At 57.4% G+C, this 18,334-nt stretch carries 17 protein-coding genes; 13 read left to right on the top strand and 4 right to left on the bottom strand.

Going from position 1 to position 18,334, the window contains the following annotated elements:
• Window positions 1–31: 31 nt before the first annotated feature.
• Both betA and ACRZ9U_RS03895 read left to right on the top strand, forming a co-directional pair.
• The gene (gene betA / locus ACRZ9U_RS03890; protein ID WP_170401536.1) at window positions 32–1,690 is read left to right on the top strand and encodes a choline dehydrogenase; all 1,659 of its coding nucleotides are present in this window, start codon (window positions 32–34) and stop codon (window positions 1,688–1,690) included.
• 133 nt (window positions 1,691–1,823) lie between these two features.
• Window positions 1,824–2,063 (top strand): HP1242/YdcH family protein, encoded by a 240-nt coding sequence (locus tag ACRZ9U_RS03895; RefSeq protein ID WP_170392158.1) that lies wholly within the window; start codon window positions 1,824–1,826, stop codon window positions 2,061–2,063.
• 56 nt (window positions 2,064–2,119) lie between these two features.
• Here ACRZ9U_RS03895 and ACRZ9U_RS03900 read toward each other — a convergent pair whose 3' ends face one another.
• Together ACRZ9U_RS03900 and ACRZ9U_RS03905 are read right to left on the bottom strand one after the other, a co-directional pair.
• A complete protein-coding gene (locus ACRZ9U_RS03900; RefSeq protein WP_170392156.1) occupies window positions 2,120–3,520 on the bottom strand; it encodes a helix-turn-helix transcriptional regulator in 1,401 nt (466 codons plus the stop codon).
• Window positions 3,521–3,584: 64 nt separating this feature from the next.
• Window positions 3,585–4,790, bottom strand: a complete 1,206-nt coding sequence (locus ACRZ9U_RS03905) for a multidrug effflux MFS transporter (protein WP_170401533.1) — start codon at window positions 4,788–4,790, stop codon at window positions 3,585–3,587.
• Between the two features lie 181 nt (window positions 4,791–4,971).
• Here ACRZ9U_RS03905 and ACRZ9U_RS03910 point away from each other — a divergent pair, with 181 nt between their 5' ends.
• The 3 genes from ACRZ9U_RS03910 to ACRZ9U_RS03920 all read left to right on the top strand — a co-directional run bounded on the left by ACRZ9U_RS03910 (window position 4,972) and on the right by ACRZ9U_RS03920 (window position 7,502).
• On the top strand, window positions 4,972–6,504 hold the full coding sequence (locus ACRZ9U_RS03910) for an acyl-CoA carboxylase subunit beta (protein ID WP_170392153.1): 1,533 nt from the start codon (window positions 4,972–4,974) through the stop codon (window positions 6,502–6,504).
• Between the two features lie 28 nt (window positions 6,505–6,532).
• A complete protein-coding gene (locus ACRZ9U_RS03915) occupies window positions 6,533–7,012 on the top strand; it encodes a DUF6497 family protein (protein ID WP_480439172.1) in 480 nt (159 codons plus the stop codon).
• A 136-nt stretch (window positions 7,013–7,148) separates the two neighbouring features.
• Entirely contained in the window at window positions 7,149–7,502 is a 354-nt protein-coding gene (locus tag ACRZ9U_RS03920) for a hypothetical protein (protein ID WP_170392151.1), read from the top strand.
• Window positions 7,503–7,588: 86 nt separating this feature from the next.
• On the opposite strand, the gene ACRZ9U_RS03925 is transcribed toward ACRZ9U_RS03920, so the two are convergent.
• Window positions 7,589–8,740 carry a DcaP family trimeric outer membrane transporter gene (locus tag ACRZ9U_RS03925; RefSeq protein ID WP_170401530.1) on the bottom strand — a complete coding sequence of 384 codons (1,152 nt, stop codon included), beginning with the start codon at window positions 8,738–8,740 and terminating at the stop codon, window positions 7,589–7,591.
• Between the two features lie 650 nt (window positions 8,741–9,390).
• Here ACRZ9U_RS03925 and ACRZ9U_RS03930 point away from each other — a divergent pair.
• Together ACRZ9U_RS03930 and ACRZ9U_RS03935 are read left to right on the top strand one after the other, a co-directional pair.
• Window positions 9,391–9,594, top strand: coding sequence for a hypothetical protein (locus tag ACRZ9U_RS03930; protein ID WP_170392147.1), 204 nt, complete (start codon window positions 9,391–9,393; stop codon window positions 9,592–9,594).
• A gap of 117 nt (window positions 9,595–9,711) precedes the next feature.
• Window positions 9,712–11,757: an acetyl-CoA carboxylase biotin carboxylase subunit gene (locus ACRZ9U_RS03935; protein ID WP_170401528.1), complete on the top strand. Its 2,046-nt coding sequence runs from the start codon at window positions 9,712–9,714 to the stop codon at window positions 11,755–11,757.
• Window positions 11,758–11,833: 76 nt separating this feature from the next.
• Here ACRZ9U_RS03935 and ACRZ9U_RS03940 read toward each other — a convergent pair whose 3' ends face one another.
• Window positions 11,834–12,280 (bottom strand): DUF4174 domain-containing protein, encoded by a 447-nt coding sequence (locus ACRZ9U_RS03940; RefSeq protein WP_170392143.1) that lies wholly within the window; start codon window positions 12,278–12,280, stop codon window positions 11,834–11,836.
• A gap of 170 nt (window positions 12,281–12,450) precedes the next feature.
• On the opposite strand from ACRZ9U_RS03940, the gene ACRZ9U_RS03945 reads away from it, so the two are divergent.
• The 6 genes from ACRZ9U_RS03945 to ACRZ9U_RS03970 all read left to right on the top strand — a co-directional run bounded on the left by ACRZ9U_RS03945 (window position 12,451) and on the right by ACRZ9U_RS03970 (window position 18,308).
• The gene (locus ACRZ9U_RS03945) at window positions 12,451–13,266 is read left to right on the top strand and encodes a hypothetical protein (RefSeq protein WP_480901307.1); all 816 of its coding nucleotides are present in this window, start codon (window positions 12,451–12,453) and stop codon (window positions 13,264–13,266) included.
• Window positions 13,263–15,389: a methylmalonyl-CoA mutase gene (scpA, locus tag ACRZ9U_RS03950; RefSeq protein WP_170401522.1), complete on the top strand. Its 2,127-nt coding sequence runs from the start codon at window positions 13,263–13,265 to the stop codon at window positions 15,387–15,389. Before ACRZ9U_RS03945 ends, scpA begins: the two co-directional genes overlap by 4 nt.
• Window positions 15,390–15,498: 109 nt before the next feature.
• Window positions 15,499–16,101 (top strand): VOC family protein, encoded by a 603-nt coding sequence (locus ACRZ9U_RS03955; RefSeq protein WP_170401518.1) that lies wholly within the window; start codon window positions 15,499–15,501, stop codon window positions 16,099–16,101.
• Window positions 16,098–16,622: a GNAT family N-acetyltransferase gene (locus ACRZ9U_RS03960; protein WP_170401515.1), complete on the top strand. Its 525-nt coding sequence runs from the start codon at window positions 16,098–16,100 to the stop codon at window positions 16,620–16,622. Before ACRZ9U_RS03955 ends, ACRZ9U_RS03960 begins: the two co-directional genes overlap by 4 nt.
• 9 nt (window positions 16,623–16,631) lie before the next feature.
• Window positions 16,632–17,312 (top strand): molecular chaperone DjiA, encoded by a 681-nt coding sequence (locus ACRZ9U_RS03965; protein ID WP_170392133.1) that lies wholly within the window; start codon window positions 16,632–16,634, stop codon window positions 17,310–17,312.
• 3 nt (window positions 17,313–17,315) lie between these two features.
• Window positions 17,316–18,308, top strand: coding sequence for an endonuclease/exonuclease/phosphatase family protein (locus tag ACRZ9U_RS03970; protein WP_170401512.1), 993 nt, complete (start codon window positions 17,316–17,318; stop codon window positions 18,306–18,308).
• The last annotated feature ends 26 nt before the right edge of the window (window positions 18,309–18,334 follow it).

The raw sequence follows: 18,334 nt of genomic DNA on the forward strand, positions 1-18,334 counted from the left end.
TCTTGCCCCGAAGGTGAACGGAGACACGAATATGGAAGCAGATTTTGTCATTGTTGGCGCCGGTTCTGCTGGTTGCGCGATGGCTTACCGTCTGAGTGAGGCCGGAGCTTCGGTTCTGGTGATCGAGCATGGCGGCACTGACGCCGGACCCTTCATCCAGATGCCTGCCGCCCTAAGCTATCCGATGAATATGTCGCGATATGACTGGGGCTACAAATCCGAGCCCGAACCGCATCTGAACAATCGTCAACTTGCTTGCCCCAGAGGCAAGGTGATCGGAGGGTCGTCTTCGATCAATGGCATGGTCTATGTGCGCGGTCACGCTCGAGATTTTGACACCTGGGCCGAGATGGGTGCAGATGGATGGTCTTACGCAGATGTGCTGCCGTACTACAAACGCATGGAAACCTGGCATGATGGTGGCCATGGCGGTGATCACACTTGGAGAGGTACGGATGGACCTCTGCACGTGTCGCGAGGGCCTCGTGAAAATCCGCTGTTTAAGGCGTTCGTCGATGCAGGTCAGCAGGCTGGATATGAGGTCACTGGCGACTATAACGGTGAGAAACAAGAAGGTTTTGGGCCGATGGAGCAGACCGTCTGGAAAGGACGGCGCTGGTCGGCGGCGAATGCGTACCTTAGGCCAGCGCTCAAGCGGCAAAACTGCGAAATCATCCGGGGTCTTGCGGCGCGCGTGATTATTGAATCCGGGCGCGCATCCGGGGTCGAATTGATACGGGGTGGTAAACGGGAAGTGATCACAGCGCGGCGCGAGGTTGTATTGGCGGCTTCGTCGATCAATTCGCCTAAACTGCTGATGCTTTCGGGGGTTGGACCTGCGGCGCACCTGGCTGAGCACGGTATCAAAGTGGTCGCCGACCGCCCTGGCGTCGGCGCCAATCTGCAGGATCACCTAGAGCTTTATATTCAGCAGGCCTCGATCCAGCCGATCACGCTTTACAAGCATTGGAACCTGATCAGCAAAGGAATGATCGGAGCGCAATGGCTGTTTACCAAAACAGGCCTTGGTGCATCGAACCAGTTTGAAAGCGCCGCCTTTGTGCGTTCGAAACCGGGTGTGGAATATCCTGACATACAATATCATTTTCTGCCGATGGCGGTTCGCTATGATGGGCAGGCGGCAGCCGAAGGGCACGGATTCCAGGCGCATGTGGGGCCAATGCGGTCGCCCTCGCGCGGCGCTGTGACTCTGCGATCCGCCAAAGCCGAAGACGCGCCGGTGATCCGGTTCAACTACATGAGCCATGATTCGGATTGGGAAGACTTCAGAACCTGCATTCGCTTGACCCGAGAGATCTTTGGACAGCAGGCGTTCAAACCCTTTGCCGGTAAAGAGATCCAACCGGGGGCGGAAGTTCAGTCGGACGATGAGCTAGATGCCTTTATCGCCGAGCATGCCGAAAGCGCTTATCACCCTTGCGGGACTTGCCGTATGGGCCGTGCGGATGACAAGGATGCCGTTGTCGACCCGCAGGGGCGTGTGATTGGGGTGGATGGATTGCGCGTCGCCGATAGCTCGATTTTCCCGCAAATCACCAATGGCAATCTGAACGCACCGTCGATCATGGTGGGTGAAAAGATGTCGGACTATTTGCTGCAGAAAGACCCTTTGCCCAAAGCGAACGACCAACCCTGGATAAGTCCGAGATGGGCAACGGCACAGCGCTGACACATCCAAAACCCACGGCGTGCATTTATCCTGAAAGCTGGTTGATTGCGCTCAGAATTTGATCGGCGTCAAAGCGGAGTGCGACAGTCATGTTTAGCCTTGGGATGTAACGCTGAAACAAGGAGCCAACTGGATGTCTCATACCCCGCATGAACTGGCTGAAGAGTTCCCCGACAAGCTCGAAGTGATGAGCCAGCTCAAGCAAACGGATGCGCATTTTGCCCGACTTGCGGATGAGTATCATGAGGTCAACCGCACCGTGCATCGGGCTGAAACCAATGTTGAGCCGATGGAGGAATTGGCCGAGGTTGATTTGCGCAAGAAACGCGCGGCGCTCAAGGACGAGATCTGGGCGATCTTGTCAAAAAGCTAAGGATTAGGCGGGGGCTCTGCCCCCGGACCCGCAGGATATATATGGCCAGATGAAGATCAGGTGACCTCATAAGGCAGGGTGCCGCGGCTATGGGCGTCGATGGTCAGGCGGCGCTCTAACGGTGGGACCGATCTTTGGTGGCAGGTCTGGCGCTCGCAGATGCGGCAGGATATGCCGATGGGCTCGTAAGCGCTCGCGTTGTTTATGTCGAGATTATCGGCGTAGACCAATGCTTCGGCATGACGAACCTCACATCCCAAGGCGATGGCATAGCGGCGGACAGGAGCACCGAACGAGCCTCCGGATTTTGAAACATCACGAGCCAATGAGATATAGCGGACGCCATCCGGTGTCTCGGCTAGCTGTTGCAGGAAATGACCCGGGGTCTCGAATGCCCGGTGGACATTCCAGAGTGGGCAGGCACCGCCGAAACGGGCAAATTGCAAGCGCGTAGCTGAATGGCGTTTGGTGATCGTTCCGGCCTGATCGACACGGACAAAAAAGAACGGAATCCCCTTTGCGCCGGGGCGCTGTAGCGTGGACAGGCGGTGCGCCACCTGTTCAATCGATGCCCCGAACCGGTTGCTGAGCAGCTCCAAATCATGCCGATAGTCCTGCGCTGCGGATAGGAAAGCGCCGTAAGGCATCAGCGAAGCCCCGGCAAAATAGTTGGCGAGGCCAATCTTGGCGATGGCGCGGGCCTCATCGCTTTGGAAACGGGCGAAATCCAGCGTTGCTTCAAGCAGCTTATCCTGACTGATCAACGCCACCTGCAGCAGCAGTTGGAAGACCTGCGTTTGTGGTGCGGCGCGCGAGGAAAGGCGCAGGGTTTTGTCACCAGCATTGTAGCTGCGTAAGGTTTCTGTGTCGGCGAAAGTGACGTGAATGCCGCGTTCTGACAGGCTGTTCAGGGCGACTTGCCGAATATCGCTGGTTTCATCGGCACGGCTGGCGAAGCGTTCGGCGGCGCGGTCAACGGCGTCAATATAATTGTCGCAGTAGTGAAAGAAATCGCGCACCTCTTCCCATGGGCTGGCCTGAATACGGGCATCCTCGCGGCCCAATGCCTCGTCGAGCGAGGCGAGGCGTTCATGGGTCTGGCGATAGGCGCGGTGTAACTCGATGAACGCGCGTGCAAGCGCGGGCGCATTTGAAGCGGTGAGCCTGAGATCAGCCAGAGGGGGCGCCGTTTCGGCGAACACCGGATCGGCCAGTGCTTCGCGCATATCCGAAACCAATCGTTCGCTATCCCCTGTGCTGAGTTCGGTCACATCCATACCAAACTCTTGCGCCAGTGCCAGAACAACGGTCGTCGAGATCGGCCGGTTGTTATTCTCCATCTGGTTCAAATAGGGCAGTGAAACGCCCAGTTTTGCGGCGAAATCCTTCTGCGTGAGGGTCAGGCGTGTGCGCATTTCGCGCAGCTTGGCGCCAGCGTATAGTTTCTGAGTGGCCATGGCGGTTCTTTGCAGCTTTACTGAATCTGCAGGCTAACTTTGCAAACCCTGTCGCGCAAGCCGTCTACAGACCCAATTGCCGTTCGCGCCAGATAACAACGCTGATCGCGCAGATAGCCAGGGCGGCGGTTGCCAGCATCAGCCAAAGCAGAGGCATCGCGCCTGTCTCATGCGTCAGCAATGCGCCTGCCAATGCGCTGAGTGCCGCGCCGCCGCCCAACATGATCGCACCGCTCAAACCAGAGGCAGTGGCCGCCAGATGCGGGCGGACCGAAAGCGATCCGGCGGTTGCATTTGGGATCGCCATGCCGTTACCCAACCCGACGAAGGTCATCAGGCCAAAGAAGCTGAGCGCCGTTCCCAAATCCACTAGGAACAACAAAGCTGATAGGGCCACGCCAATTGCATTCAGCCAGCATCCCCAGCGCACCATTTGGTTGACGCCGAAGCGAACCGAGAATCGACCGCTGATGAAGTTGCCGAAGAAATAGCCAATCGCAGGCGCACCAAAGTAAATGCCGACCTCGGCGGCTGTCATGCCGAACACTTCGGTCCCGATAAAGGGTGCGCCCCCGAGATAGGCAAAGAACGCACCTGAAGAGAAAGCCGAGGACAGGGAATAGCCCCAGAAGCGGGGCGATTTCAGCAGTTCAGGGTATTCGCGAAATTGCTGCATCAGTGTTTTGCCGCTTGCGGCCGCGGTTTCGCCAAAGTCTTGGTAGGTCAGCACCAGCGCCAGCGCCGCAAGAGCGAAAGGCAGCCAGAAATTGGCTTTCCAGCCAAAAGTTTCTTCGAGAAGCCCGCCGACAGCAGGGCCGATCATCGGAACGACTGCCATCCCCATGGTGACATATCCGAGCATCGAAGCAGCCTGGTCCTGTTCGTACATGTCCCGCACAGCCGCACGACTTAAGACAATACCAACGACAATGACGGCCTGAAACATTCTGAAGGCCAGAAAGGTCTCGACATTTGGGGCGTATATACACCCCAGCGTTGCCAGCAAAAAAAGGGCGAGTCCCCACAGCAGTACAGGCCGACGTCCGGCCTTATCGGCGATGGGTCCTATTAAGATTTGCAGTGCCGCGTTGACCAGAAGATAAAGCGCGATCGAAAGCTGCATCACCTTGTAATCAGTCTGAAAATACGTCGCCATAAAGGGAAGGCTGGGCAGATACAGATTCATGCTCAGCGCCGACAATCCTGACAACAAAACGAGTGTTGTAAGCGTGGGGGGCGTGCGGCTGACAGAGGGTGAACTGAACTGCATGGTTTACCTTTAGACCCTGATCGCGCGAAATGCCATCGGCAGTTTGGCTTGTTGTGTTAATTAACAAATTTGCAGTTATCTCAAATAGTGTTGCCAAATATTTGCAAATTTGCCGAAAACTTCTTTGGCCGCCGATCCCAACTCGTTATGGTCGCGCAAATTCTCTTGGGAGACTACCGACATGAAAGACATCCTTTCCGAGCTCGAAGGCCGTCGCAACAACGCGCGATTGGGTGGTGGGCAAAAACGCATCGACTCACAACACGCCCGCGGAAAGCTGACGGCACGCGAACGGATCGAGTTGCTGGTAGACGAAGGCAGCTTTGAAGAGTTTGACATGTTTGTCAGCCATCGCTGCACTGATTTCGGAATGGAGAAACAAAAGCCTGCTGGTGATGGGGTGGTCACAGGCTGGGGTACGATCAATGGTCGAATGGTCTACGTCTTCAGCCAGGACTTCACCGTATTCGGCGGCTCGCTGTCAGAAACCCATGCGCAGAAGATTTGCAAGATCATGGATATGGCAGTTCAAAACGGAGCGCCGGTGATCGGGATCAACGACTCGGGCGGGGCGCGGATTCAGGAAGGCGTCGCTTCATTGGCCGGATATGCCGAGGTGTTCCAGCGTAATATCATGGCCTCGGGCGTCGTTCCGCAGATCAGCGTGATTATGGGGCCGTGTGCAGGTGGTGCGGTTTACAGTCCTGCGATGACCGACTTCATCTTCATGGTCAAAGACACCTCGTACATGTTCGTGACCGGCCCAGACGTTGTGAAGACCGTCACCAATGAGGTCGTGACGGCGGAGGAACTGGGAGGGGCTTCGACCCACACCAAAAAGTCGTCGGTCGCTGATGGCGCGTTTGAAAACGATGTGGAGGCGCTGGCCGAGGTGCGCCGTCTTGTCGACTTCCTTCCGCTCAACAATCGCGAGAAACCGCCAGTTCGTCCGTTTTTTGACAGCCCTGACCGGGTCGAGACATCGCTGGATACGCTGATCCCGGACAATCCGAACACGCCGTACGACATGAAGGAACTGATCACCAAAGTGGCGGATGAGGGTGATTTTTACGAGATTCAGGAAGACTACGCTAAGAACATCATCACCGGTTTTATCCGGCTTGAAGGGCAGACCGTGGGCGTCGTGGCCAACCAACCCATGGTATTGGCAGGATGTTTGGACATCGATAGTTCCCGAAAAGCGGCCCGGTTCGTGCGGTTCTGTGATTGCTTTGAAATCCCGATCCTGACGCTTGTTGATGTTCCGGGCTTTCTGCCGGGCACTTCGCAGGAGTATGGCGGCGTGATCAAGCACGGCGCGAAACTGCTATTTGCTTATGGCGAAGCGACCGTGCCAAAGGTCACCGTAATCACGCGTAAGGCCTACGGTGGCGCGTATGACGTTATGGCCTCCAAACACCTGCGCGGCGACTTCAATTATGCGTGGCCCACGGCTGAGATCGCGGTGATGGGTGCAAAGGGCGCGACCGAAATCATCCACCGCGCCGATCTCGGCGATTCCGATAAGATCGCACAACACACTCAGGACTATGAGGACCGGTTCGCAAATCCCTTCGTTGCGGCCGAGCGCGGCTTCATTGATGAGGTGATCATGCCACAATCGACCCGCCGCCGTGTATCACGTGCATTTGCGAGCCTGCGCGGCAAGCAACTGAAGAACCCTTGGAAAAAGCACGACAATATCCCGCTGTAAATGCCCGCCGAGGAGGCCCGAGCCGTAAATGCCCCGATTGACCGGACATAAGACCGTGCAGGTTGCAACCACTCTGCACGCTCCCCCGGAGGAAGGAAGCCGCCGCTGGCGGATCCGGGGATGCGCCGGGGTTTTTACGTTGCTGGTCGGAGTAGGTTCGGCGCTGGCCTCAAACCTGCTGCCCGTGCCGTCGGGTCAACCGGTCGAGCTTAGCGATGTGCTTCTGGACACCAATCCGGGTGAGCTTTGGGTGCGGTTTCGGTTCATTGCACCCAAGATCGGATCGACTGCAGGTCGTATCACATATGATGTCGCCGTAGTCGACATGGAGCATTTGTGTGAAACACTGGCGGTGCCTTACGTGGCCCAGCACGAATTGCAGCCTGCCCGGATTGTGATTTCGTTTTCGGACAGACCGGTAGCGTTCGGCACCTCCGAACCTGACGCAACGCAGTTCTTCGAAGCCTACCGGCTGGATCAATCCCGGTGTATCTGGGAGGGGCTCTGACCATGAACCAACAATGTCACGGTCTCAGAGTGTCCCGATACAGTGATGCAGCTCTGGAGGTTCGCATGATCACTTCAATCCCGCAGGCATGTCCGATGGCCTGCCATATCTGGAACTTGTCCGTTGAGGTTTCGCAATGCTGAAACATCGCGGTTTCCCCGGACGTTTGCCCGGAACAGACTTCCAGTTCACCATTCGGCGGGCCAATCCCAAGGGCGTTACGCCGCTGACCCAGCGAGAACGCTTTCGCGATCGCAAACCCGCCGACAAGCGCGCAGATGTCGCGTTTATCGAGGCGTTATGGGCGCATTTTGGTGATCAGCCCTTTGAGCGAGGCAATCTGGACGCGGGCCGTCTAAGTTGGCTGTTCGGGCGTGAGGTTGTCGCCGCCGAAGACCCGTTTGATCCTGCAAGCTATGATGCTCTGCTGGTGATCAATCTGGACGCCGCGCGCCAATCTTTCCCTGACGTGTTCGACGGAGTGCGCTGATTGTGACCGGGGCTGCCGCACATAACACTCAGATGATCAGTGACACTGGAACCCTGCCCGCTAATGGGCAGGGTAGGCTGTTTTCATCAGAAGTTGAGTTGCGCGGCCAACTGGACACGATTGCCGTCGAATGTGTCGCCGGAAATTGTGTCGTTCCGCTCTCCATAGATGTATTCGGCGCTGAGCGTCAGGTTGTCTGTCGCCTTGTAAAAGGCATTGACGTGGATCGTCTCAAGCTCGGTGAACGACAAAGTACCGGTCGATGTAGGCAGGTCGTAGTCTTCCTTGCCATAGGCGATGCCGACGTTCCATTTGGAACTCAGGTCCTGACGGAATTCGATGGTGTAGCCATCAACATCGTTGGCCTGACCCCCGACGACTGCGTCGCCCAAGCCGATCAGGTAGGGGCCAAGTGCCTCGCCGTTGACATAGTTGACCTGGAACAACCCACCTTCCCACGGTCGGATCGAGCCCGACAAAGAGAAACCGGTCTGATCGACCTCGACGTCGCCGGATTGCGCCTTGCCGTAGAGCGCCGAGGCACGAGCGATGTATTTGCCATCGTTGTATTCGACCGAACCAGTCAGCACGGGATCATCCGAATCCGAGCCGCCGACGTTTTCTTCAACGGAAACGGCGAAGGTGGTATTCGATCCGATATTGTTGGTGTAGCGCACCTGCGGAACGCGCGCGAAAGCGATCCCGACCGGCCCGTTAAATTCCACCGAGGTCGGGTAGGTGTCCAGAGGTTGGAAATTGGTCCAGTATTGTCCGATCAGCCATTGTTCCCCAATTCGGATATTGGCATGACGAATTCGGAATTCGGCGGTTCCGTCCGAGCCGAAGGCATCGACTTCGATCTGGCCCTGAATGTCACCGATTCCCGAAGGCGTGCTGGTGCGCAGGCCGATACGAGACTGACGGACTGTGGCGCCAAACGTACCATCTGTCTCGGCCGAGGGTTCACCTATCACGTTTACGAATGCGGTGTCGCCCTGATCGTATTCGAAGTCATAGAAGAAGTCGGCTTTGACATAACCGTAGACGTCCAGAGTGGTGTTGCCGATCTGCAGATCCCCAGTGCCAGACCCGGGATTGGAGGATTCCAGCGCTTCGACCCGGGCGCGCAGTGCAGCCAATTCAGCCTGAGTTTGTGCATCTTGCGCCAAGGCTTGCATACCGGTCACGGAAAGCGCGCTGGCAGCAAGCAGGCTGGCGGTTTTACCCTTTGTTATCATATGGATAGTTCCTTGTGTGCGAGTGTGCAGGGGCACCGTTCCACGCAACTGAATTCTTGGGAAATCACCAAGTTGAGAGAAGATGCTCTCAATTTTTCAAGCAAAAGTGTCGGTAGACATGTGACGTTTCACGCTGCGGCGAAACCGGAATCTAAGTTACTGTCACCGGAAGGATTTTTGTGTGAGTTTGTAGTGATGTTGCGTGAGGTGCCTCGCGCACTGCCTCGCTACAAGTCTTCGATTTGTAACAGGAACGTGACGGATTTCAGACGTAGTCGTCGCTGTCCGGGCGATTACGACGTCGGCGCAAATCTGCGTGGTGCCGCGCTGGATGGGCAGGTTTCAGCCGGAATCTCAGATGGAAACAATAACTGGTTGGCGGCCAGAATTGTGCTGTGCACAGTGATTGGGCCGTGCGGCTCTACTTTGCCTGCGTCGCACAAGCACCTACTATTCCGTACCCCTTCCTTCCGCGGGCAGGCTTGTGTTCCCCACAGAGTTCTGTCCGCGGTTTTCTTTTTGTCAGGTTTGGACAAAAAGCGGCAAAAACCTGCGCAATTCGCAAGTTTGTGGTCCGTGTTATTGCATAACAAGGCGCGAAATCGGCATCTGCTCTCAAAGACTGCAAAAAATCTAGAAGGGCAGAAACCATGCGAATCAAACGAATTTCCCTTGCGTTGGCAACCTGCGCGGGTTTGGCGGCCTGCGGTGGCTCGACCGGCGAACAGGCGATCCTTGGCGGCGGTGCGGGGGCTCTGGGGGCAGCGGTCCTCAGTGCAGATCCGCTGCTTGGGGCGGCAGTCGGGGCTGCGGGCAACGTGCTTTACTGCAAGACCCAGAACAACTGTAACTAAAGCTGAATTTAACGGGGCTGGAAAAGTCCCGTCCGTCATTGCGCATCACGCCGTCGTGGGGTCAACGCCCCACGGCGGCGTTTTGCGTTTCCAGAACATCAAGCCAAAGGACGTTCCATGTTCAACAAGATCCTGATCGCAAACCGGGGCGAGATTGCCTGCCGGGTCATCAAGACCGCCCGCAAGATGGGCATTGGCACGGTTGCCATCTATTCAGATGCTGACAAGAACGCCCTGCATGTTTCAATGGCGGATGAGGCCGTGCATATCGGCCCGCCGCCCGCCAACCAGTCATACATCGTCATCGACAAGGTGATGGATGCCATCCGTAAAAGCGGCGCGCAGGCGGTCCACCCCGGTTATGGCTTTCTGTCCGAGAACTCCAAGTTCGCCGAGGCGCTGGATGCCGAAGGCGTCGCCTTTGTCGGCCCCCCGGTCGGTGCGATCGAAAGCATGGGGGACAAGATCACCTCGAAGAAGATCGCGCAGGAGGCCGGGGTTTCGACGGTGCCCGGTTACATGGGCCTGATCGAAGACGCCGATGAGGCGGTGAAGATTTCGAACGACATTGGCTATCCGGTGATGATCAAGGCCAGCGCTGGCGGCGGTGGCAAGGGCATGCGGATTGCGTGGAATGACGAAGAGGCGCGGGAAGGTTTCCAGTCATCCAAGAACGAGGCCGCGAACTCCTTCGGCGACGACCGGATTTTCATTGAGAAATTCGTGACTCAGCCGCGCCACATCGAGATTCAGGTGCTCTGTGACAGCCACGGCAATGGCATCTATTTGGGCGAGCGCGAATGTTCGATCCAGCGCCGCAACCAGAAAGTTGTGGAAGAGGCGCCATCGCCGTTCCTTGACCCTGAAACCCGCAAGGCGATGGGTGAACAGGCGGTCGCGTTGGCCAAGGCTGTGAACTATGCCAGCGCCGGTACGGTCGAGTTCATCGTGGATGGCGAAAAGAACTTCTACTTCCTCGAAATGAACACCCGCCTGCAGGTGGAACACCCAGTGACCGAACTGATCACTGGTGTCGATCTTGTCGAACAGATGATCCGTGTGGCGGCTGGTGAAAAACTGTCGATCACGCAGGATGACGTCACCCTGACAGGCTGGGCGATTGAAAACCGTCTTTATGCAGAGGACCCGTATCGTGGCTTCTTGCCCTCGATTGGCCGCCTTACCCGTTATCGCCCGCCGCAGGAGGTCGCAGCCGGCCCGCTGCTTGTGAATGACAAATGGCAAGGTGATGCGCCTAAAGGGGATAGCGCTGTGCGTAACGATACCGGCGTCTATGAGGGCGGCGAGATCAGCATGTATTACGACCCGATGATCGCCAAGCTGTGTACCTGGGCACCGACCCGCGAACAGGCGATTGAAGCCATGCGCGTGGCGCTGGACAGTTTCGAAGTCGAAGGCATCGGTCACAACTTGCCATTCCTCTCAGCGGTCATGGATCACCCGAAATTTGTAAGTGGTGAAATGACGACCGCTTTCATCGCCGAGGAGTATCCGGACGGGTTTGAAGGCGTCGACCTTCCCGAAGAAGATCTGCGTCGCATCGCAGCCTCGTGCGCTGCCATGCACCGGGTTGCCGAAATCCGTCGCACCCGCGTATCGGGCCGGATGGACAACCATGAACGGAAAGTCGGCAAACGTTGGAATGTCGCTCTGCAAGGGCAGGATTTCAGCGTCAAGGTTAAGGCTGACAAACAGGGCGCGACTGTCAAATTCAAAGACGGGTCAGCTCTGCGTGTGTCCTCTGACTGGACGCCGGGTGACCAACTTGCGGTGTTGGACGTGGATGGCAGCCCGTTGGTCTTGAAGGTTGGAAAGATATCGGGCGGGTTCCGTATCCGAAACCGAGGGGCTGACCTCAAGGTACATGTGCGCACCCCGCGTCAGGCCGAACTGGCCCGCCTGATGCCCGAGAAGCTGCCGCCTGATACATCGAAAATGCTGCTCTGCCCAATGCCGGGCTTGATCGTGAAGATTGATGTGGAAGTAGGTCAAGAGGTGCAGGAAGGTCAGGCACTTTGTACCGTTGAGGCGATGAAGATGGAGAACATCCTGCGCGCCGAGAAAAAGGGCGTTGTCTCCAAGATCAACGCGGGCCCCGGCGACAGTCTGGCCGTTGACGATGTGATCATCGAGTTCGAGTGATGATGCGCGCACCTGCGACATATCTTTCAAGGTTCCCAGCGGCTTCCGCCGGGATCTTGAGGCATGTCGCAGGTGCTCAGCCGCCCTCACGTCGTTCGCGGATTTCGCGCTCGCGCAAAGGCGTCTTGTCAATGGACCGGCCAATCTCACGCACGCTCCATGGGCTGGGTTTGCGCAGTTTGACGACACCATCCTTGTCAACAAACACCATCTGGAAACCACGCGGTCGCAGTTTTGATCGGATCGATGATCGCGCCGCCGGATCAGTATCGGTCAAGACAATCACGTCGCGATCCCGCATTGCGTCCTCGCCTTCGAGCAACATGTCAATCTGTTGCTGGAATCTTGGGTCTGCCGGGGTATCGGCAAAAACGACGATCGGGCGATGCGTCCAGAGAAAATCGCTTAGATCGCTGTCAGCTACTGGACGAACAAAGCTGTCATCCGCAGGGGCAGTCGCGTCGGCGGCCAAGGCGGCCAACGGGAATAGTGCCGAGAAAACAAAGGCAAGCGTGCGTGTCATAAGGCCTCCTGTTGTGATGAATATAGCCTCTGCTGGGGCGAATGCGACTGACGAAATGCGTGTGATCACCAAAAATTTGCTTCGTGGACGCCGCACCCACCCATGCGTACTTATCAATTTGCCTACAAAACGCGCCGTTCCCGCGGCCTTCGCGTTGGGAGAGTAGGCCGATGGAAGTGATCCTGCATTGTGGCGCACATCGATGTGCAAGCACCAGTTTCCAGAACTATCTGAGCCGGAACGTGCAGGTCCTTGCAGATCAAGGGCTGGCGTATTGGGGGCCGGAGCGAACACGTTCCAATGGCCTCAACAGCTTGAACAAATTGACGACTGAGGTCTGTGATGGATTACGCCGCGAGTTAGACGTATGTCAGCAAGACGGCGCGACGCAGCTATTGGTCAGCCAAGAGAATTTCGTGGGCTCGATGGAGCGCAATATCGCCTTTGCCTCGCTTTATCCCGGCATGCAGGAACGCGGGCAGCTTTTGGCAAAGGCCTTCGATGGCGGAGTCAGCAAAATTGCACTGAATATCCGCGCGTTGGATATGTATTGGTCTTCCGTGGCCGCCTATAAGTTCAAACGTGGCAGCGCCCCAATCGAGCCCACAAAGTGGACCCGCATCGCGCAAAGCAAGCGGAGCTGGCGCGACGTCATCACTGACATTAGCCTCGCCTTCCCGGGCGTCCCATTGCTCGTTTTGCCGTTTGAGGAATTTGCGGGTCATCAACAGGCGCAGCTTCAGGCGCTGACGGGTCGCACCGCGCCCGAATTCAGCGATGGCCTTGCGTTGAATGCTGCGCCCAAAGCCACGCCCCATGGTCTGACCGCTGAACAGGCGATGCAGCTTTGGGCTGATTATGCCGATGATCTGGAATGGCTTGCCTCGGGCGCCGATGGGAGGGCTGAACTGATCCGCCGGACAGATAGCAATGCACGCGGGGTCGCCCCCGCCGAAACCAGAATTGAACAGAGGAAATCGACATGACCGACACCAACGACTGGCAGGTGCTGGCTGAAAAAGAGCTGCGCGGCCGACCTTTGGGCGATCTGACCAAAGAGACGCTGGAAGGCATCGACGTCAAACCGCTTTATACTCAGGAAGACACGGCTGATCTGCCGCATATGGGCTCGCTTCCGGGCTTCGGGCCGTTTACGCGCGGCGTTAAAGCGACGATGTATGCAGGGCGTCCTTGGACGATCCGTCAATATGCAGGCTTCTCGACGGCTGAAGAATCGAATGCATTTTACCGCCGCAATCTGGCGGCCGGCCAGCAAGGTGTCTCGGTCGCCTTCGATCTGGCGACTCACCGGGGTTATGACAGTGACCATCCCCGCGTGGTGGGCGATGTCGGCAAAGCCGGTGTGGCCATCGACAGCGTTGAGGATATGAAAATCCTGTTCGACGGTATCCCGCTGGACAAGGTTTCGGTCTCAATGACGATGAACGGGGCGGTGATCCCGGTTCTGGCCAGCTTCATCGTTGCAGGTGAAGAGCAGGGGCATGACAAGGCCGTGCTCTCGGGCACCATTCAGAACGACATTCTGAAAGAGTTTATGGTGCGTAACACCTATATCTACCCGCCCGAGCCTTCGATGAAGATCATCTCGGACATCATCGATTACACTTCGAATGAGATGCCCAAGTTCAACTCGATCTCGATCTCGGGCTATCACATGCAAGAGGCCGGGGCGAACCTGGTGCAGGAACTGGCTTATACGCTGGCCGACGGGCGCGAATATGTGCGCGCAGCGACGGAATCAGGCATGGACGTGGACAAGTTCGCGGGTCGTCTGTCGTTCTTCTTTGCCATCGGCATGAATTTCTTCATGGAGATCGCCAAACTACGCGCTGCGCGCACCCTTTGGCATCGGGTAATGACCGAGTTCGGGGCGAAATCCGAACGGTCGAAAATGCTGCGAACTCATTGCCAGACCTCGGGCGTGTCGCTGCAGGAACAGGACCCCTATAACAACGTGGTCCGCACTGCCTATGAGGCCATGAGCGCGGTTCTGGGCGGCACACAGTCACTGCATACCAACGCACTGGACGAGGCGATCGCGCTGCCAACCGATTTCTCAGCACGTATCGCGCGAAACACGCAGCTGGTGTTGCAAGAGGAAACCGGCGTGACCGATGTGGTCGATCCGCTGGCGGGCTCTTACTACGTCGAAAGCCTGACCAACGAGTTGGTCGAAAAAGCCTGGGCTCTTATGGAAGAGGTCGAGGAAATGGGCGGTATGACCAAGGCCGTTGCCAGTGGCATGCCCAAGCTGCGGATCGAGGAAAGCGCTGCGCGCCGTCAGGCTATGATCGACCGGGGCGAAGAGGTCATCGTTGGTGTCAACAAGTATCGCAAAGAGCAAGAAGACCCGATCGATATTCTGGACGTCGATAACGTGGCCGTGCGCGAAGCTCAGGTCGCGCGGCTGGAGCGTATCCGTGCAACGCGCGACGAGGCGGCTTGCCAACAGACACTGGACGCCCTGACAACAACCGCCCGCGAGGGAGGCAACCTGCTGGCCGCCGCCGTCGAGGCCGCCCGAGCCCGCGCATCCGTAGGAGAGATCAGCATGGCAATGGAGAAAGAGTTCGGTCGTCACCGCGCCGAAGTGAAGACCCTGGCCGGTGTTTATGGGGCGGCCTATGAGGGTGACGAAGGTTTTGCCGCGATTCAGAATTCCATAGAAAAGTTCGCCGAGGCCGAGGGCCGCCGCCCGCGTCTGCTGGTGGTCAAGATGGGGCAGGACGGCCACGACCGGGGCGCCAAGGTGATTGCCACCGCCTTTGCCGATATCGGGTTTGACGTGGATGTCGGCCCTCTGTTCCAGACGCCTGCAGAAGCCGCACAGGACGCGGTGGACAATGATGTGCATGTGATTGGGATCTCTTCGCAGGCTGCGGGGCATAAGACATTGGCGCCTCAGTTGGTTGAGGAACTGAAAAAGGCGGGGGCTGAGGACATCATAGTCATCTGCGGTGGGGTCATTCCGCAACAGGATTACCAGTTCCTTTACGATCACGGTGTGAAGGCGATCTTTGGTCCGGGAACGAACATCCCTGAAGCGGCACAAGACATCTTGCGTTTGATCGGCGAAGCCAAAACCTGACGCCGGCGCCAAGATTTTTCGTACGAAAAATCTTGTGATTTCGCCCCTTTGCGGAAAACATGCGACCAGACCCAAATGGTCTGGTCGTTTGTCATCAGGAGGCGTCTTCATGTTACTGGATCATCTGGCTGTTGCGGGCGAAACGCTTGAAGAAGCTTCTGACCATATCGAACAGGCGCTGGGCGTGCGGCTTCAGGACGGCGGCAAGCACGAAAAATTCGGAACGTATAATCGACTTCTGGGCTTGCGGGATGGGCTCTATCTGGAGGCGATTGCGATCGACCCCGAAGCCTCCAAACCGCAAAGGACGCGCTGGTTCGATCTGGACCGGTTCACCGGATCACCCCGCCTGACCAACTGGATTTGCCGGGTTCCGGATATCGAAGCGTCACTGACCGTTTTCCCCGACGGCGTCGGACAACCTATCGATCTGAACCGAGGCGCGCTTCGCTGGCGTATGGCAGTCCCCCCAAATGGACGTCTGCCATTTGACAACCTCTTTCCGGCGCTTATCGAGTGGAAGGGTGATCTGCATCCGGCACAAATGCTTCAGGACAGTGGCTGCCGGTTACGCCGCCTGATTGTGTGCCATCCGGATGCAATCGACTTAGCCAAAGGTCTGGGGGCGTTGGAGTATGTCGCGTTTGACAGCGGCCCGGCTGCATTGCGCGCTGAAATCGAAACACCGCACGGGTTGCGCGTGCTGGAATGAACATCCGGCAGGCCAGAGCCCAAGATGCACCTGCGATTGCGGCGATAGCAAACGTGATTATCCGTGATACGCTGGTCACTTTCACCACCGATGAACGCAGCGTTGAAAGCGTGGTGGCAGAGATCGAAACCAGAGGTCCCGCCTTCTTGGTCGCCGAGCGCAGTGGTGCCGTCGAGGGGTTTGCGACCTATGGCACCTTCCGCTCGGGACCGGGATATGCGCAGTGCCGCGAACATTCGATACAGTTGGCACCCGAAGCCAGAGGCCAGCATGTTGGCCGTTCGTTGATGGAGGCTCTTGAAGCCAACGCGCGGGAGGATAACGTGCATGTCTTGGTGGCGGGCATTTCATCGGCCAACCCTGCAGCCATCGCCTTCCATAAGGCAATTGGCTTCAAGCAGGTGGGACGCATGCCTGAAGTGGGGTTCAAATGGGGGCAGCGGCTGGATCTTGTCCTGATGCAGAAAATACTCGGCCCGCAGTCATCTGTCGCACCTGACAGTCGTGACAAGGCACGCTAGGGTGCGCCCATGTCGATCTGGTCCAGAATAGCCGACGCGCTGAACGCGCTTGCCCAGGGCGAAAGCCTGACTGCGGTGTTTGAGAAACTGCGCACGCCGCCAGAACGTTCGGTGGCCTTTGCGATTGCTGTCGTGGCGCTTGGCGCCAAGATGGCCAAGGCCGACGGTCAGGTGACGCGGGATGAGGTGACGGCTTTTCGTGAAGTGTTCCAGATCGCGCCCGAAGATGAAGACGGGGCGGCCAAGGTCTTTGACATGGCACGGACAGACGTTGCTGGATATCAGGACTATGCCCGCCGGATTGCCCGCATGTTCGCCGAAGATAGCACCACCCTGTGCGATTTGATGGAAGGGCTGTTTCACATTGCTATGGCGGACGGGTTCTACCATCCGAACGAAAACGAGTTTTTGGAAGAAGTCAGCCGCATTTTCGGCCAGACCGACGCTCAGTTCATGGCCCTGCGCGCGCGTTTCGTACCGGATGCGCCGAAAGACCCCTATACGGTTCTGGGCGTTCCCCGCGACGCTCCTCTGACCGAAATTCGCAAGGTTTGGCGGCAACTGGTGCGAGAAACTCACCCCGATGCGATGCTGGCACGCGGCGTTCCGGAAGAGGCGGTGCGGCTGGCCGAGAAAAAGATGATCGATATCAACCGCGCCTGGGATGAAATCAACGGCGCCCGGGTCTGATCCGTGCGGTTGGCGACCTACAATATCGAATGGTTAGCCAACCTGTTTGATCGCAATGACAGCCTGATTGTCGATGACAGCTGGTCAGGGCGTCACGATGTGACCAAGGCCCGGCAGGTTGAGGCGATCGCAAAGGTGCTGACTGCGATTGATGCCGATGCGATGCTGATCGTCGAAGCCCCCAACACAGGCAAGTCTCAGAATACCGTCCGTGCCTTGCAGCGATTTGCCGAGGCGTTCGGTCTGCGTACAAGCCATGCAATCATGGGATTTCCCAATGATACACATCAGGAATTGGCCCTGCTTTATGATCCCGAAATTCTTACAGCCAAACACGACGCAAGGGAGGCTGAGAACGCGCCTCGTTTCGATGCCGAGTTCCGGATCGACCTGGATGTGGATGCGACCGAGGATCTTGTTCGGTTTTCAAAGCCTCCGATGGAATTGGCGATCCAAACAACCTCAGGGCAGGAGTTTCGACTGATCGGGGCGCATCTGAAGTCCAAAGCGCCCCATGGCGCTGCATCGCGGGATGAGATGATACGAATTTCGATTGCCAATCGCCGTAAGCAGTTGGCGCAGGCGGTATGGCTGGGTCGACGGGTCCAACATCATTTGACGGAGCAAGAGCCGGTGATTTTGCTGGGCGATCTCAATGACGGACCCGGACTGGACGAGTTCGAACACCTCTTCGGTCGATCGTCGGTCGAGATATTGTTGCAGGCGGGGCTCTATGATCCTCATGCAGCAAGGGCATTGGAACTGCGCCCCTGTTCTGTCCCAGCAACTGCACGATTTGCGCGGCCTAATGAGGGACGGTATCTTGAGGCGTTGTTGGACTACATCATGATTAGCGAGGATTTGCGCGCCCACCACCCGAACTGGCGCATCTGGCATCCGTTTCGCGATGCCGCCTGCTGGGGCAACCCCGAGCTGAGGGATGCCTTGCTAACCGCATCCGACCACTTCCCGGTGACGTTGGATATCGACCTCTGACCTTTCAACACTCGGCACGCTCGCTT

The sequence above is a fragment of the Ruegeria sp. D7 genome, assembly GCF_056534355.1.

Excerpts from the sequence above, each read along its gene's own strand:
- ACRZ9U_RS03895 (WP_170392158.1), top strand. The coding sequence starts at position 1,824 with ATGTCTCATACCCCGCATGAACTGGCTGAAGAGTTCCCCGACAAGCTC.
- ACRZ9U_RS03900 (WP_170392156.1), bottom strand. The coding sequence starts at position 3,520 with ATGGCCACTCAGAAACTATACGCTGGCGCCAAGCTGCGCGAAATGCGC.
- ACRZ9U_RS03940 (WP_170392143.1), bottom strand. The coding sequence starts at position 12,280 with ATGACACGCACGCTTGCCTTTGTTTTCTCGGCACTATTCCCGTTGGCC.
- ACRZ9U_RS03960 (WP_170401515.1), top strand. The coding sequence starts at position 16,098 with ATGAACATCCGGCAGGCCAGAGCCCAAGATGCACCTGCGATTGCGGCG.
- betA (WP_170401536.1), top strand. The coding sequence starts at position 32 with ATGGAAGCAGATTTTGTCATTGTTGGCGCCGGTTCTGCTGGTTGCGCG.
- ACRZ9U_RS03930 (WP_170392147.1), top strand. The coding sequence starts at position 9,391 with ATGCGAATCAAACGAATTTCCCTTGCGTTGGCAACCTGCGCGGGTTTG.
- ACRZ9U_RS03945 (WP_480901307.1), top strand. The coding sequence starts at position 12,451 with ATGGAAGTGATCCTGCATTGTGGCGCACATCGATGTGCAAGCACCAGT.
- ACRZ9U_RS03910 (WP_170392153.1), top strand. The coding sequence starts at position 4,972 with ATGAAAGACATCCTTTCCGAGCTCGAAGGCCGTCGCAACAACGCGCGA.
- ACRZ9U_RS03925 (WP_170401530.1), bottom strand. The coding sequence starts at position 8,740 with ATGATAACAAAGGGTAAAACCGCCAGCCTGCTTGCTGCCAGCGCGCTT.
- ACRZ9U_RS03915 (WP_480439172.1), top strand. The coding sequence starts at position 6,533 with ATGCCCCGATTGACCGGACATAAGACCGTGCAGGTTGCAACCACTCTG.
- ACRZ9U_RS03935 (WP_170401528.1), top strand. The coding sequence starts at position 9,712 with ATGTTCAACAAGATCCTGATCGCAAACCGGGGCGAGATTGCCTGCCGG.
- ACRZ9U_RS03955 (WP_170401518.1), top strand. The coding sequence starts at position 15,499 with ATGTTACTGGATCATCTGGCTGTTGCGGGCGAAACGCTTGAAGAAGCT.
- ACRZ9U_RS03920 (WP_170392151.1), top strand. The coding sequence starts at position 7,149 with ATGCTGAAACATCGCGGTTTCCCCGGACGTTTGCCCGGAACAGACTTC.
- ACRZ9U_RS03965 (WP_170392133.1), top strand. The coding sequence starts at position 16,632 with ATGTCGATCTGGTCCAGAATAGCCGACGCGCTGAACGCGCTTGCCCAG.
- scpA (WP_170401522.1), top strand. The coding sequence starts at position 13,263 with ATGACCGACACCAACGACTGGCAGGTGCTGGCTGAAAAAGAGCTGCGC.
- ACRZ9U_RS03905 (WP_170401533.1), bottom strand. The coding sequence starts at position 4,790 with ATGCAGTTCAGTTCACCCTCTGTCAGCCGCACGCCCCCCACGCTTACA.